This window comes from Streptomyces sp. NBC_01477 (assembly GCF_036227245.1).
GTDB lineage: Bacteria > Actinomycetota > Actinomycetes > Streptomycetales > Streptomycetaceae > Actinacidiphila.
This window is the reverse complement of the sequence record NZ_CP109445.1, coordinates 6,252,957-6,267,068: the sequence shown is the minus strand read 5'-3', so window position 1 is coordinate 6,267,068 and position 14,112 is coordinate 6,252,957. Positions and strand designations below refer to the sequence as shown.

The window sequence follows — 14,112 nt, the reverse complement described above, 5'->3', positions numbered from 1 at the left end:
AACCCGGGCACGGGCAGCGCACGCGGCGGGCCGGGCCGGGGATCGGCCCCCGGCCTCGGCCCCCGACCCGCGCGGCGGCGTGCTACGCACCGGCCGGCGCAGCCGTACTGCTGCGCTCCACCAGCCGGGTCGCCAGGTCCACCCGCAGGGTGCTCGGCTCGCGGCCGCGGCTCAGGTCCAGCACGAGGCGGGCCGCCGCCTCCGCCATCTCCGTCAGCGGCTGCCGCACGGTGGTCAGCGGCGGGCTGATCCAGGTGGCGAGCGGCAGGTCGTCGAAGCCGACCACGCTGACGTCGCGCGGGATCGACAGGCCCAGCTCGCGGGCCGCCTCGTACAGGCCGAGCGCCTGGAGGTCGTTGCCGGTGAAGACCGCGGTGGGGCGGTCGGGCCTGCGCAGCAGTTCCAGGCCCGCTGTGTAGCCGGTCTCGTGGTGGAAGGTGCCCGCGACCACCAGGCCGGGGTCGTAGCGCACTCCCGCCGTCTCCAGCGCGGCGCGGTAGCCGTCGATCCTGGCCCGGCTGCACATCATCCCGGCCGGGCCGCCGAGCACGCCGATCCTGGTGTGGCCGAGGTCGAGCAGATGGCGGGTGGCGGCCAGACCGCCCTGCCAGTTGGTCGCGCCGATCGCGGGCACGTCCTCGCCGGGGTCGCCGGCCGGGTCGAGCACCACGAAGGGGATGTCGCGGCTGATCAACTGCGCCCGCTGCGCCGGGTCGAGCCCGGACAGCACGAGGATCACGCCGGTCGGCCGGCGGGCGAGCACCCCGTCCACCCAGGTCTGGCCCGGGCTGAGCCGGCCCGCGGACTCCGACAGCACCACGCTCAGGCCTTCCTGCCCGGCCACCCGCTCGACGCCCCTGATCACCTCCATCGCCCAGGAGCTGTCCAGCTCGTGGAAGACGAGGTCGAGCAGCGGGGCGGGCTGCATGCTGCCGCGGCGGCGCTGGTAGCCGTGCCGGCGCAGCAGGTCCTCGACCCGGCTGCGGGTGGCCGGGGCCACGTCACCGCGACCGTTGAGCACTTTCGAAACAGTCGGAGCCGAGACTCCGGCGGCCCGGGCGATCTCGGCGAGCGTCGCCGCGCCCTCGCCGGTGGTTCCCGACTGGTCATCGTGCGAAGGCTGGGGAATCGTGGCACTCATGGCAGCGATCGTAGCCCGGCCGGGCGGGGTCCGTCCGCGCCACGACCTCGTAGATCGCCGTCACGGAGACCCAAAAGATTCGGTTACACGGCCGAAATATTCGGACCCACGACCCGGCGGGACCCGATCCGGCCGGACCGCCGCTGCCGCCCCTCCCCCGGCAGGGCCCGGCGGGGGCTCCCCGGGTCACATCCCGTCAGGTCAGCCCGCCCGGCGGCGTGTCCAGCGGAATACCAGCCATGCCCGCCGCGATCCCGGGTAACCGGTCCAGGGAGGAGGTGTGTCATGGCCACGCAGCAATTCGCAGTCAGCCGGATGCCCTGGTGGGCGAAGACGGGAATCGGGATCGTCGTGCTGGGACTGCTGTTCGTCCTGCTCGGCAAGGCGAACCTCTTGCCCGGGCTGCCGAACCCGTTCGCCGAGACGACGAAGGACCGCAGCGGTCCCGTGCTCCTGAAGTCGATCCAGGACATGAACCGCTTCGAAGGCGCGAGCGGCAACTTCGAGGTCGTGGTGGACCTCGACAAGGACGCCAAGTACCTGCCCGACATCGTGCACGGCAAGCGCACGCTCTACGTCGGGGCCGGCAGCGTCGACGCCTATGTCGACCTCGGCTCGGTCAAGGAAAACGCGGTGACGGTCTCCGACGACCGCAAGACGGCGTCGGTGCGGCTGCCGCACGCGGCCCTTGAGCGGACCTCGCTGGACACCCAGCACTCCTACGTCGTCTCCCAGGAGCGCGGCTTCTTCGACCGGGTCGGCGACTTCTTCGGCAGTGACACCGGCAACATGCAGAAGCTCAGCGAGCTGGCCGCACAGAAGATCCAGGACGCGGCCAAGCAGACCGAGCTGGCCGGCCGCGCCGAGACCAACACCCGCACGATGCTCCAGGGGCTGCTGACCTCCCTGGGCTTCACCACCGTCAACGTGACCTTCGGACCGCCGGCCACGGCGACCCCGACACCGTCGGGTTCCGCCTCGGGCAAGGCGAGCGCGACGCCGTAAGGCCACGGAGCGCGGAGCGCCGGGAGCAGAACGCCGCTCCTCGTACACGAAGCGCTCCTCCATGGCGTCGGTGAGGACGGCGAGCTGCCTGAGCAGCTCGCCGTCCGGCGTCTGCGCGGCGGCCGGCCGCGGGCGCAGGCCGGCAGGCGCGGGCGAGGTCCCGGTGCTCGGCCCGCAACCGGGCCGGCACCGGGGCCGCCCTGTCCCCCGCGCCGCCCTGTCCACGCCCTGACCGCCGTGGCGGACCCGTGCCCGCCGCCGGCCGCGGTCAGCTCAGCGACTCGATCGCCCGGACGATCAGCGCCCGCGCATCGGCGCCGTAGACCGCCATGGACCGCAGCTGCTCGAACGCGGCGGTGTACAGGGCGATTTCGGTGGGCTGGGTCACCTTGACGCGGGCCGAGAGCAACTCCACCGACACCAGCGCCTCGTCGTAGATGTGGAAGACCTCCTGCGGCCACACGACGCGCTCACGCGTGGCGCCGGGGATGACGCCGAGCGACACCGCCGGGAGCGCGCCGGCCGTCAGCAGGTGGCCGAGCTGCGCCGCCATCGCATTGTGGTCGCCGAGCTGGTAGCGCAGGACGCCTTCCTCGATGAGCAGGACGAAGCGGCGCCCCGGCTCGTGGATGATCTGCGAGCGCCGCAGCCGGGCGAGCGCGGCCTCGGCGGAGTCGTCCGGTATGGCCAGGAGCCGGGCGTTCGCGGACAGGAGCGCGCGGGCGTACCCCTCGGTCTGGAGCAGGCCGGGCACCAGGGTCGGCGAGTAGACGCGGAAGAGGCTCGTGGCCCGGTACAGCTCGACGTAGCTGTCCTGGAGCTGCCGCAGCCCGGTGCGGACGCGGCGGCGCCAGTCGGCGTACAGCGACTCGGCGGTACGCGCCTGCGCGATGACGTCGGGTGCCTGGTCGCCCGCGCCGCACGCCTCGCACCACAGGCGGATGTCGCGGGGGGTCGGCGGGGTGCGGGCGTTCTCGATCCGGCTGACCTTGGGGTGCGTCCAGCCGCACCGCCTGGCCAGCTCGGTGCCGGTGATCCCGGCGTCCGCGCGAAGGTCGCGCAGGCGCCTGGCGACGACCTCGCGGGCGGTCTGGGCCGCGGACGACGGCGATACGGGCATCGTACGATGTGGCCTCTCGGCTAGCGGATCGTGTACTGGTCGTGCGGGACCGCCCGGGACCACACCAGCTCGAAGGCGTCGGCGCACAGCTTGGCCACCGTCGGGTCGGTGCTCATCTCCCCGCCGCCGGACACGCCGTCCCCCGCGAAGTGGTTCCACCGGACGACGGCGCTGTCGACCAGCCAGAAGTCGTTACCCGGCAGCGGGATGTCCGATGCCTGCCGGCGCGGCAGCCACCGCACCTGCTCGCCCGCGCCGAGGTTGACGACGGTTCCCGCGTACTCGTAGCGGATGTAGTCGCTGACCGGCTCGCTGACGATCCGCGCCCGGCGGACGACGACGCCGCGGGCGACGGTGCGCCGCACCAGCTCCGCCCAGGGTCTCCAGTAGGCCGAGTCCGGGTCGGTGTCGCGCTCGCCGGTGGCTCTCCAGCGGGCGAAGTCGGCCGCCTCGCTGTTCACCCCGTAGGCGTCGCGCATCTCCAGATGCACGGCGGAGTGCGCGGCGGTGCCCAGCAGCTCGTCAAAGGTGGGCACGATCGAGGACATCGCACGCCTCCCTGACCATGTCGACCATTCTGGCGGGGATACGGATCACGGCCTCGGTCTCCGGGATGCCGACGGCGTGCCCGGGAGCCTCGAAGGCGCCGCACTCGGCGAGCGTGTCCTCGTCGGGCTTCCAGCCCTGGAGCACCAGCTCCCCCTTCTCCTGGTCGACCCAGACCGTCGGGCTCTCACCGGTTCCGGTGGTGGGGTCGATGCCGACGAACCGTAATGCCATTGCTGCCTCCGACGTCAGGGGGTGTTCACGGGTGTACGCCACCGTTGCCCCTGCCGCGACTCCCGGTCAAGGCCGCATCGACGCATCGTCACTTGTCACAGCGTCGTGATGAACATCGGTGAACATCGGTCGCGCTGGTGAACGAAGCATCCCTACCGTCATGGGCAGCACCCGCCCCCGCGCGCCGATGTACGCGGGCGCGTGCAGTAGAGAGCCCCGCGACCGCGCCACGGTCCGGGGGGTGTTCGGCGCCGGAAGGGGCGACGACATGAACGAGAGTACAGACCCCCGACCCGCGGATGGCAGACCGCCGGCGGTGGGCGACCTGGTCGTGGACACCGGCCGCCGCGGCATTCTGGCCCGGGTGATGGCCTGCGACCGCGGACGTTACGCCCTCCGGCCCGCCCGCGGCGGGCTGGAGTGGGACGCCGGCCCGGACCGCGTCAGGCCCGCGACGGCCTCCGACGTGCTCGCCGACCGCATGCGTGCCCAAGGGCTGCTGAGGCCGCAGGACGCACGATGATTCGGCACGTCAACTGGCTGATCACCCGCGATCGGGCCGCGGGCGCACCCCAGGAACCGCTGTACGAGTTCGAGTGCACGACGTGCTCGACGCTCGACGCGCCGGACGGCGGCGGCTCGCGGTCCCCGGCGTCCGAGGACGTCGCGGACGGGCAGGCGTGGGCGATCAAGCACTCGGCCAAGCACCCGGGGCACACCCATTTCCGCGAGAGCATCACGCGTTTCTGGCGGACGCAAATGCAGAACTGACGCCCCCTCGAACCCCCCGCCGCCGGGCGCCCCCGTACCGGCGGCGGGGTCCTCCGCCACGCCCCCGCACGCTGCCGGCCCCTGACCGGCCGCGCGCGGGGGCGGCGCGGGCTGCCGGGCGGACCCTCTACCGTGAGACGCGGAACGAGAGGACTCCTGCCCCATGAACACCTTCCCGGCCGACCGGACCGTGCGGATCGGCACCCGCAGCTCACCGATGGCGCTGGCGCAGGCCAACCTGGTGGCCGGCCTCCTGCGCAAGGAGCAGCCGGGCCTCCGGGTCGAGCTGGCCCCCGTCACCACCGAGGCTGACCGGTGGCAGGGCGACCTGGCCCAACTCGGCGGCAAGGGGCTGTTCGTCAAGCAGATCGACGCCATGCTCCAGCGCGGCGAGGTGGACCTGGCCGTCCACTGCGTGAAGGACGTCCCCGGCGATGTCGCCCTCCCCCAGGGCCTGGTCTTCGCCGCCTACCTGCCCCGGGACGACGTGCGGGACGTCCTCCTCTTCCCCGAGGGCTCCGCCATGCGCACCCTCGACGACCTCCCGGCGGGCGCCACCGTGGCCACCTCGGCCGTACGCCGCAAGGCCCAGCTCAACCGGCTGCGCCCGGACCTCGACGTCGTACGCGTGCGCGGCGCTGTCGGCACCCGGATCGCCAAGCTCGACGCCAGGAAGCAGAACGACACCCCGCTGGACGCGATGATCCTGGCGACCTCGGGCCTGGAGCGGCTGGCGCTGTCCCACCGCGGCCGGCAGGTCTTCACCGTCCACGACCTCCTCCCCGCCGTGGGTGCCGGAGCCCTCGGCCTGGAGTGCCGCCACGACGACGGCCCGATGACCGGGCTGCTGACCCGGCTCAACCACGAGAGGACCATGACCGAGGTCACCGCCGAGCGCGCGATGCTCCACGACCTGCGGGGCCACTGCAACAGCCCCATCGCCGGCCACTGCGTCACCGCCCCGGACCGCCAGCTCTCCCTGCGCGGCATGGTCTTCGCCCCCGACGGCTCGGCCTTCGTCCACACCCACCTGCTGGGCGGCACCGGCAACGACCCCACCGCACTGGGCACCCGGGTCGCCGCCGAACTCCTCCGGCAGGGCGCAGGCGAGATCATCGCGGGCATCCCGCACTGAAGCATCGAGGGCCACGTCGCGGCGGCAGGTGAGGCATCAACAGGGATCAGCCTCCCTCAGGGAAGCGGCAACTCCACGATCATCACCGCGTACACCGGGGAGTCGGGGAACGGCTGGCGCTCGCCCACCTTCCGGTACCCCCAGGACTCGTACAGCGCCTGGACTCGGGGGTGGTCCACGTCCACCAGCAGGACGGCGAGGTCCTCGTCCCGGCCGTCCATCAGTGCGCGGGAGAGGCGGTCCGCGACGCCCTTCTTCCGCCAGTCCGGGTGGACGGCCAGCTCGGAGTAGGAGAACGTGCGGTGCTTCTCCGGGGCCGGGTCGAGGTGCTCACGCCACCACTCGCGCTCCGGGGCCGCCGGAGCGCCGTAGGCGAAGCCGATCGCCTGGTCCCCGTCGTACGCGATGACGCAGGCGAAGCCGGGGTTGCCGCCCCAGTGGTCCACGAACCAGGGGAAGCGCTCATCGAACTCGGTCATGTTGTCCGCGTAGGCGTCGGCATGGATGTTGAGGATCGTCTGCCGGATCTGCGCCAGATCGTCGTGGGTGTAGTGACGCACGTCGAGGATGGCGGTCATCATGCACGCGTCCATTCGAGTCGGTAGCGGTCGGCCCACTCTCGCGTGATCGGGGCCATTGGCGCCAGAGTGATCAAGTCACGGTAGTAGTCACCGAGAAGCGACCTCGTCCTGCCGGTGATAGGGCTTCCGGCCATGAGGGTGAAGACGGAAGCGGCAGTGTCGCAAGCCTGGTCGACGTCACGTTGGTGGAGCTGCGACAGCGCCAGCCGCATGGTCGCCATTGCCCGATTCCTACGGAATCGTCCTGGAATCGCCGACAGTGCCCGATGCGAGGCGGCTTCTGCCTCCGCCGGGTCGCCGGCCCGATCTCGGACAATGGACGACGGCCGCCGCCGAACCGGTGGCTGCGGTGATGAAGTCACGTCGCCTCACGGGTGGCTCCGAGGGTGTGGTGGAAGCGCTCGGCCTCGCCGGAGGACGGAATCCCAACTCCTCGACGGTGCAACCGAACACTGCCCCCAACGCCTCCCGTTGACGTGGGTGGGGCCAGCAAGTTCTTCCGGTCAGCCAGTGCCGGACAGTCCGGTCGCTGACGGTGCCCTCATGACCGTGCTCGGCTGAGTAGGCGTTCACCGCGTCGGCCAACTCGGCCTGGGTGAAGCCCGCCTCGTTGAAGGCGCTGACGAGGTCCCGGTTCGGCTCCACTGACCCAAAGTAGCCATCCGGAACGCGACGGTAGTAGCGAACAACCGGAAATTTCCGGTGGGCGCGACTGCGTACCGGAGCCATTTTTCCTCCTGCACAGGGCGCGGCCGTCGTTCACTGAGCAACGGACGCCGTCTTCGGGACGGCCGACTCGGACGAGCAGCGCACCGTCCCCGTACCGCGCCAGGACCGTCAGCACCGCATCCCTTCAGAGAGGTGAACCCGTGGAGTCGTTTGAACGCGCCCGCTTGGACACCTACTTCAGCAAGATCACAGAGCGCTTCCGCCCTGAAGATCCGCCTTCCTCGTTCCTCGTCACGCACCTCCTCCCCGAGCGCCCGAGCTTCGTCCGCGGTCGGCACCGCGTCCCGCCTGCGGGCTGTGCTCCCCAAGCCGAAGTCCATCGCTCCCGTCGCCCAGCGCGAGGTGGAGGCCATCGTGCAGTGCGACCCGCTCACCCGCGAGCTGTTCGCCGACCCGGACCGGACCGTCGAGTACGTCGAGAGCCGTGCGGCGGGCGAGCGACTTGTCCTGCTTGATGTCGGCGGCTACTTCGCCCCGACCCTGAACGCCCTCCAGGAGCGCTTTTCCGGGACGATCCTCGGTGTGGTCGAGGACACCGAGAACGGCCACAAGCGGTATGCGGAGCTGGACGAACGCAACTGCCCTGTGGTGTCGGTGGCCCGCTCCCCGCTGAAGGATCCCGAGGACTTCCTCGTCGGCCAGTCCGTGGTCTTCTCCACCGAGGCGCTCATGCGCGGACGAGGGGACATCCTGCACGGCCGGCCCGCGCTGGTCATCGGCTTCGGCAAGCTCGGCTCCAGCATCGCCCGTCTGCTGCACGCCAAGGGCGTCCAGGTCACCGTGCACGACATCGACCCCATCCGCCGCGCCCAGGCCCTCAGCCAGGGCTTCGCCGTCGCCCGCGACCGGGACAAGGCCCTGCACGACGCGGGCCTGGTCCTGTGCGCCACCGGGGCGATCTCCTTGCGCAGCGAGGACTTCTCCACGCTCCGCAACGGGGCCTACGTCGCCACGGTCACCAGCAGCGAGGACGAACTCGACCTGGCCGCCCTGCCCGCCGTCTACCAGCGCAACCGGGTCGGCGACCACATCACCCGCTACCAGACCACGGGCCACTACTTCTATCTGCTCAACGGCGGCAACGCCGTCAACTTCCTGCACGGCGCCAGCGTCGGGCCGTTCATCTTCCTCGTGCAGGCCGAGATCCTCGCCGCGATCCGCATGCTCACCCGCGGTGGCCTCGACCCCGGTATGCACGAGGTGTCCGCAACCGACCGGGCCGCCATCGCCGACACCTGGCTGGCCTACTTCAACCGCTGAGGGAACCCGTGACCATCACCGAGCAGCACATCCACGACACGCTGAACGCCTACCTGGGCCGGCACCCCGAGGACAAGAACTCCCTGTCCGGCCTGTTCCAGGTGCTCGACGAGGCGGGCGGCCACATCGTCGGGCGCAGGGAATTCCGGGGCCACGTCACCGCCGGAGCCCTGCTGCTGCGCCCCGACTGCCGCGTGCTGCTGGTCGAGCACAAAGCCCTGGGGAAGTGGCTGTTCCCCGGCGGACACCTGGAGGACGAGGACAGCACGCTGATGCTCGCCGCCCTGCGCGAGCTGGCCGAGGAGACCGGCATCCACCCGGACCTGGTCACCCCTGTCGGCCCGGTTCCCCTGCACATCGACGTGCACCCCATCGCGGCCAACCCCGCCAAGGACGAGCCGGACCACCAGCACTTCGACTTCCGGTTCCTGTTCCGCACGACCGCCGACGTCTCGGCGCTCCAGGCGGAGGAGGTCCTCGACTACTCCTGGCGGTTCGCCGACACGATCACCGCCGAGCCCCTGCGCACCCGGCTGCTGGCGGCCCCGGCGCACTGACCTCTCCTACCGCCACCGGGCCGGCCCCGCACGTGAGGAAGCCGGGGGCGGCGCTTCCGCACGAAGCGCCGCCCCCGGCGGGGAAGGGCCGGGGACGGTCCACCGGTCGGTGAGGGTTCGGCCCCCAGGGCAAAGGGCCGCCGGCGGTGGACCGGGCCGGCCCGGTCGGGGGGTCAGTGGGGGCCGGCGGCCGCGCGGCCGGCCTCCAGTCGGGCGACGGGGATGCGGAAGGGCGAGCAGGAGACGTAGTCCAGGCCGACCTCGTGGAAGAAGTGGACGGACTCCGGGTCGCCGCCGTGCTCGCCGCAGATGCCGAGCTTGAGGTCGGGGCGGGTGGCGCGGCCCGCGGCCACCGCGCTGCGGATCAGGGCGCCGACCCCGTCCTTGTCGATGGTCTCGAAGGGGGACACGCCGAAGATGCCCTTCTCCAGGTAGGCGGTGAAGAAGGACGCCTCGACGTCGTCGCGGGAGAAGCCCCAGACGGTCTGGGTGAGGTCGTTGGTGCCGAAGGAGAAGAATTCGGCGGCCTCGGCGATCTGGCCCGCGGTCAGGGCGGCGCGCGGCAGTTCGATCATCGTGCCGATGGCCAGCTTCAACCGGGTGCCGGTCGTCGCCTCGACGTCGGCGACGACCCGGTCGGCCTCGTCCCGGACGATCTCCAGCTCCTGGACGGTGCCGACCAGCGGGATCATGATCTCGGCCCGCGGGTCGCCCTTCGCCGCCTTGCGGTGGGCGGCGGCCTCGGCGATGGCGCGTACCTGCATCGCGAACAGCCCCGGGATGACCAGGCCGAGCCGCACCCCGCGCAGGCCCAGCATCGGGTTCTGCTCGTGGAGCTTGTGCACCGCCTGCAGCAGCCGCAGGTCGTTCTCGTTGGCGTCCTTGCGGGACTCGGCGAGCGCGACCCGTACCGACAGCTCGGTGATGTCCGGCAGGAATTCGTGCAGCGGCGGGTCCAGCAGCCGTACGGTCACCGGCAGGCCGTCCATCGCCTCGAACAGCTCGATGAAGTCGGCCCGCTGCAACGGCAGCAGCGCGCCCAGCGCCTCGTCCCGCTCGGTGTCGGTGTCGGCCAGGATCAGCCGCTCGACCATCTCGCGCCGCTCGCCGAGGAACATGTGCTCGGTACGGCACAGGCCGATGCCCTGCGCCCCGAACCGGCGGGCGCGCGCGGCGTCCTCGGCATTGTCGGCGTTGGCCCGCACCCGCAGCTTCCTGACCCGGTCGGCGTACGCCATCACCCGGTGCACGGCCTGCACCAGGCCGTCCGCCTCGTCGGCGCCCGCGTGCATCCGGCCCTCGAAATACTCGACGACCGGCGACGGTACGACCGGTACCTCGCCGAGGTAGATCTTGCCGGTGGAGCCGTCGATCGAGATGAGGTCGCCCTCCTCTATCACCACGCCGCCGGGTGCGGTGAGCCGGCGCCGCTTGGTGTCGACCTCCAGCTCCTCCGCCCCGCACACGCAGGTCTTGCCCATGCCGCGGGCGACGACGGCCGCGTGCGAGGTCTTGCCGCCGCGCGAGGTGAGGATGCCCTCGGCGGCGATCATGCCGTTGAGGTCGTCGGGGTTGGTCTCCCGGCGGATCAGGATGACCTGCTCACCCGAGCGCGACCACTTCACCGCCGTGTACGAGTCGAAGACCGCCTTGCCGACCGCGGCGCCCGGCGAGGCCGCGATGCCCCAGCCGATCCGCGTGACCGAGGCGCTGTCCGCGACCGTGTCGTCGAACCGCGGGAACATCAGCTGGCTGAGCTGCGCCCCGGTGACCCGCTGGAGGGCCTCGGCCTCGGTGATCAGGCCCTGGTCGACCAACTGCGTCGCGATACGGAAGGCCGCCGCCGCGGTCCGCTTGCCCACCCGGGTCTGGAGCATCCACAGGTGCCCGCGCTCGATGGTGAACTCGATGTCGCACAGGTCCCGGTAGTGCGTCTCCAGCGTCTCCATGATCGCCATCAGCTGCTCGTACGACGCCTTGTCGATGCCCGCGAGGTCGGCGAGCGGCACGGTATTGCGGATGCCGGCGACGACGTCCTCGCCCTGCGCGTTCTGGAGGTAGTCGCCGTACGTGCCCTGCGCGCCGCTGGCCGGGTCGCGCGTGAAGGCCACGCCCGTACCGGAGTCGGGGCCGAGGTTGCCGAAGACCATCGAGCACACGTTGACGGCGGTGCCCAGGTCGCCGGGGATACGCTCCTGGCGGCGGTACAGCGTGGCCCGCTCGGTGTTCCACGAGTCGAACACCGCGCGGATCGCGAGGTCCATCTGCTCGCGCGGCTCCTGCGGGAAGTCCCGGCCGGTCTCCTTGACGACGATGCGCTTGAAGTCCTCGACCAGTTGCCGCAGGTCGGCCGCGTCCAGGCCGAGGTCGCTGTCGGCGCCCTTGGCCTGCTTGGCCGCCTCCAGCGCCTCCTCGAAGAGGTCGCCCTCGACGCCCATCACGGTCTTGCCGAACATCTGCACGAGGCGGCGGTAGGAGTCCCAGGCGAACCGCTCGTTGTCGGCCTGGGCCGCGAGGCCGTCCACCGAGGCGTCGGACAGGCCGATGTTCAGGACGGTGTCCATCATCCCGGGCATCGAGAACTTGGCGCCGGACCGCACCGACACCAGCAGCGGATCGTCGGGCTGCCCGAGCCGCTTGCCCATGCGCTGCTCCAGCGCGTCGAGGTGCGCACTCACCTCGTCGCGCAGCGCGGCGGGCTCCGCGCCGGACTCCAGATACACCTTGCACGCCTCGGTGGTGATGGTGAATCCGGGAGGGACCGGAAGCCCGAGGTTGGTCATCTCGGCGAGGTTCGCACCCTTCCCGCCGAGCAGATCCTTGAGGTCTTTGTTGCCCTCAGTGAAGTCGTAGACGAATTTCTGCTGTTGCTGCCGTGCCGACACTGGGCCTCGACTCCTCGCGACCGGGTTGCCCTGACGGCGGGGAGCGTACCCATCTCCAAGGCTCCGCAGTGCGTCCATCAGCACGACACACGGTTTTAACCGCCCGTCTGCCGATACTTCGAAAGTATCCGGCTCACCGCCGGGGCTTCGGCGTGCGTTCACGAACCGAAGCCAGCGTGTCGCTGCGCGAGCTTCCGGGGTTGCGGTCTCTACGGTGAGTGACGGTTGGCGTGACCCTCTGCACGGTTGGCGGTGGCACTGAGTGCCGTGCATTCGAGAGGTGGGGTGCTCACACGGGCGCTCTTTTGAGCGCAAGGCGTATCAGATGTGGTACGAATCACGCCGTGCGTCTCACCTCCCGGACGTACGCGTTTCGCCTGGGGCGCCCTCTGCGGCTGAGGGTGCCGCTGCGTCGGCGAGCGCGCTTCCCCCGGGGGCGGGGTCTCCGGCGGTTCCCCCCGCGGCAGGGGTCGCCCACCCGAGGTCACGGCGGTTCCGACGGCACCCCTCCGGCACGGGGGTGCCCCACCAGGGGTGCGGTGGCTTGCGCGGCTCCCTCCGGCACGGGGGTGCCCCATCAGGGCGCGGGGTATTGCGGCGCCCGTGCCGCAAGGGGTGCCCGCCCAGGGGTGCGGTGGCTCGCGCGGCTCCCTCCGGCAAGGGGGTGCCCCACCAGGGGCGCGGTGGCTTGCGCGGCTCCCTCCGGCACGGGGGTGCCCATCAGGGGCGCGGGGAACTGCGCGAGCAACCCACCACCGGCCGGTGGTCCGGAGCGGACCGAGGAGACCCTTCGGGTCGGTGACGACCCGCGCCCCGGTGGGGGCTGAGCGCGCAGTTCCACGCGCCCCCGCGGGGGCGTCCGCACACGACGGTGCATCGTGGCCGGCCGCGCGGCTCCCCGCGCCACTGGTAAGGCGCCGCCTTACCGAATCGCGTACCCGGGGCGGCGTCAGCCGCCAGACGTGTCGGACTCGGCGTCAGCCGACACCGCGGCGCAGTCGAAGGGATCGTTCAGCCACCCGTCCGGCAGGACGACCCGCTTGCCGGCAGCGGTCCGCCCCCGCGGACCATCCGCGTGGGCGGGCCACGGCTGCGCCTGGTCAAGAGCCCCGAGGTGCTCGTCCAGCTCCGCCAGGGTCGAGGCCGTCGCAAGGGCGCGCCGCAGATCGGACCCGACCGCGAAGCCCTTCGTGTACCAGGGCACGTGCTTGCGGAAGTCGACCACCCCGCGGGTCTCGTCGCCGAGCCAGAGCCCGAGCAATTCCGCGTGCCGCCGCATGACCGCGGCGACCCGGCCGAAGTCGGGCGCGGCCGGGGCGAGCCCGGGCGACTCGAAGGCGGCGACGAGGTCACCGAAGAGCCACGGCCGGCCGAGGCATCCGCGGCCGACGACGACCCCGTCGCAGCCGGTGGCCCGCATCATCCGCAGCGCGTCCTGCGCGCACCAGATGTCGCCGTTGCCGAGCACCGGAATCTCCGGCACATGCTCCTTGAGCCGGGCGATGGCGTCCCAGTCGGCGGTCCCGCCGTAGTGCTGGGCGGCGGTGCGGCCGTGCAGGGCGACCGCTGTGACGCCCTCCTCGACCGCGATCCGTCCGGCGTCCAGATACGTCAGATGATCGTCGTCGATACCTTTGCGCATCTTGATGGTGACCGGCAGGTCCCCCGCGTTGCCGACCGCCTCGCGCAGGATCGACCGCAGCAGATTGCGCTTGTACGGCAGCGCGGAGCCGCCGCCCTTCCGGGTGACCTTGGGCACCGGGCAGCCGAAGTTGAGGTCGATGTGGTCGGCCAGGTCCTCGTCGGCGATCATCCGCACGGCCTTGCCGACGGTCACCGGGTCGACGCCGTAGAGCTGGAGGGAGCGCGGCGTCTCGGTGGCGTCGAAGTGGATGAGCTGCATCGTCTTGTCGTTGCGCTCGACCAGGGCGCGGGTGGTGATCATCTCGCTGACGAACAGCCCCTTGCCACCGCTGAACTCCCGGCACAGCGTGCGGAAGGGCGCGTTGGTGATACCGGCCATCGGCGCGAGCACGACAGGCGGCCACGCGGTGTGCGGGCCGATCCGGAGGGCGCCGGGCGCGGGCGGGGCCAGGGTGGCGTCAGCGGTCATGCCGTCCATTGTCCCGCACGCCCGCGGTGCCCCCG

12 protein-coding genes and 1 pseudogene are annotated in these 14,112 nt (G+C 71.6%); 6 read left to right on the top strand and 7 right to left on the bottom strand.

The genetic code is table 11. The features are described from left to right. Positions 1-82: 82 nt before the first annotated feature. A complete protein-coding gene (locus tag OHA86_RS26600) occupies positions 83-1,141 on the bottom strand; it encodes a LacI family DNA-binding transcriptional regulator (RefSeq protein WP_329179146.1) in 1,059 nt (352 codons plus the stop codon). Between the two features lie 285 nt (positions 1,142-1,426). Between OHA86_RS26600 and OHA86_RS26595 the strand changes: the two genes are divergently transcribed. After that, positions 1,427-2,146 carry a DUF4230 domain-containing protein gene (locus OHA86_RS26595; protein WP_329179145.1) on the top strand — a complete coding sequence of 240 codons (720 nt, stop codon included), beginning with the start codon at positions 1,427-1,429 and terminating at the stop codon, positions 2,144-2,146. A 268-nt stretch (positions 2,147-2,414) separates the two neighbouring features. Here the strand turns inward: OHA86_RS26595 and OHA86_RS26590 are convergent, their stop codons facing one another. From OHA86_RS26590 to OHA86_RS26580, 3 genes are read right to left on the bottom strand one after another with little or no spacing between them, the layout of a single operon-like run. After that, on the bottom strand, positions 2,415-3,266 hold the full coding sequence (locus tag OHA86_RS26590; RefSeq protein WP_329179143.1) for a helix-turn-helix domain-containing protein: 852 nt from the start codon (positions 3,264-3,266) through the stop codon (positions 2,415-2,417). Between the two features lie 20 nt (positions 3,267-3,286). After that, positions 3,287-3,814, bottom strand: coding sequence for a DUF6879 family protein (locus OHA86_RS26585; protein WP_329179141.1), 528 nt, complete (start codon positions 3,812-3,814; stop codon positions 3,287-3,289). Continuing rightward, complete coding sequence (locus tag OHA86_RS26580; RefSeq protein WP_329179139.1) at positions 3,789-4,046, bottom strand: hypothetical protein; 258 nt, start codon at positions 4,044-4,046, stop codon at positions 3,789-3,791. Before OHA86_RS26580 ends, OHA86_RS26585 begins: the two co-directional genes overlap by 26 nt. Positions 4,047-4,314: 268 nt before the next feature. Here OHA86_RS26580 and OHA86_RS26575 point away from each other — a divergent pair, with 268 nt between their 5' ends. The 3 genes from OHA86_RS26575 (at position 4,315) to hemC (ending at position 5,952) form a co-directional block, all read left to right on the top strand. After that, entirely contained in the window at positions 4,315-4,569 is a 255-nt protein-coding gene (locus OHA86_RS26575; protein ID WP_329179137.1) for a hypothetical protein, read from the top strand. After that, entirely contained in the window at positions 4,566-4,817 is a 252-nt protein-coding gene (locus OHA86_RS26570; RefSeq protein ID WP_329179135.1) for a DUF7848 domain-containing protein, read from the top strand. The genes OHA86_RS26575 and OHA86_RS26570 overlap by 4 nt, the downstream gene beginning before the upstream one ends. A 163-nt stretch (positions 4,818-4,980) precedes the next feature. Next, positions 4,981-5,952 carry a hydroxymethylbilane synthase gene (hemC, locus tag OHA86_RS26565; protein WP_329179134.1) on the top strand — a complete coding sequence of 324 codons (972 nt, stop codon included), beginning with the start codon at positions 4,981-4,983 and terminating at the stop codon, positions 5,950-5,952. Between the two features lie 56 nt (positions 5,953-6,008). Here the strand turns inward: hemC and OHA86_RS26560 are convergent, their stop codons facing one another. Further along, complete coding sequence (locus OHA86_RS26560) at positions 6,009-6,533, bottom strand: GNAT family N-acetyltransferase (RefSeq protein ID WP_329179132.1); 525 nt, start codon at positions 6,531-6,533, stop codon at positions 6,009-6,011. 869 nt (positions 6,534-7,402) lie between these two features. On the opposite strand from OHA86_RS26560, the pseudogene OHA86_RS26555 reads away from it, so the two are divergent. Further along, positions 7,403-8,522 (top strand): annotated as a pseudogene (locus OHA86_RS26555) (adenosylhomocysteinase). An 8-nt stretch (positions 8,523-8,530) separates the two neighbouring features. Next, positions 8,531-9,079 (top strand): NUDIX hydrolase, encoded by a 549-nt coding sequence (locus OHA86_RS26550; RefSeq protein ID WP_329179131.1) that lies wholly within the window; start codon positions 8,531-8,533, stop codon positions 9,077-9,079. 173 nt (positions 9,080-9,252) lie between these two features. Here the strand turns inward: OHA86_RS26550 and ppdK are convergent, their stop codons facing one another. Together ppdK and dusB are read right to left on the bottom strand one after the other, a co-directional pair. Further along, entirely contained in the window at positions 9,253-11,964 is a 2,712-nt protein-coding gene (gene ppdK, locus OHA86_RS26545; RefSeq protein WP_443071897.1) for a pyruvate, phosphate dikinase, read from the bottom strand. 949 nt (positions 11,965-12,913) lie between these two features. After that, entirely contained in the window at positions 12,914-14,077 is a 1,164-nt protein-coding gene (gene dusB, locus OHA86_RS26540; RefSeq protein WP_329179129.1) for a tRNA dihydrouridine synthase DusB, read from the bottom strand. Between the last annotated feature and the right edge of the window lie 35 nt (positions 14,078-14,112).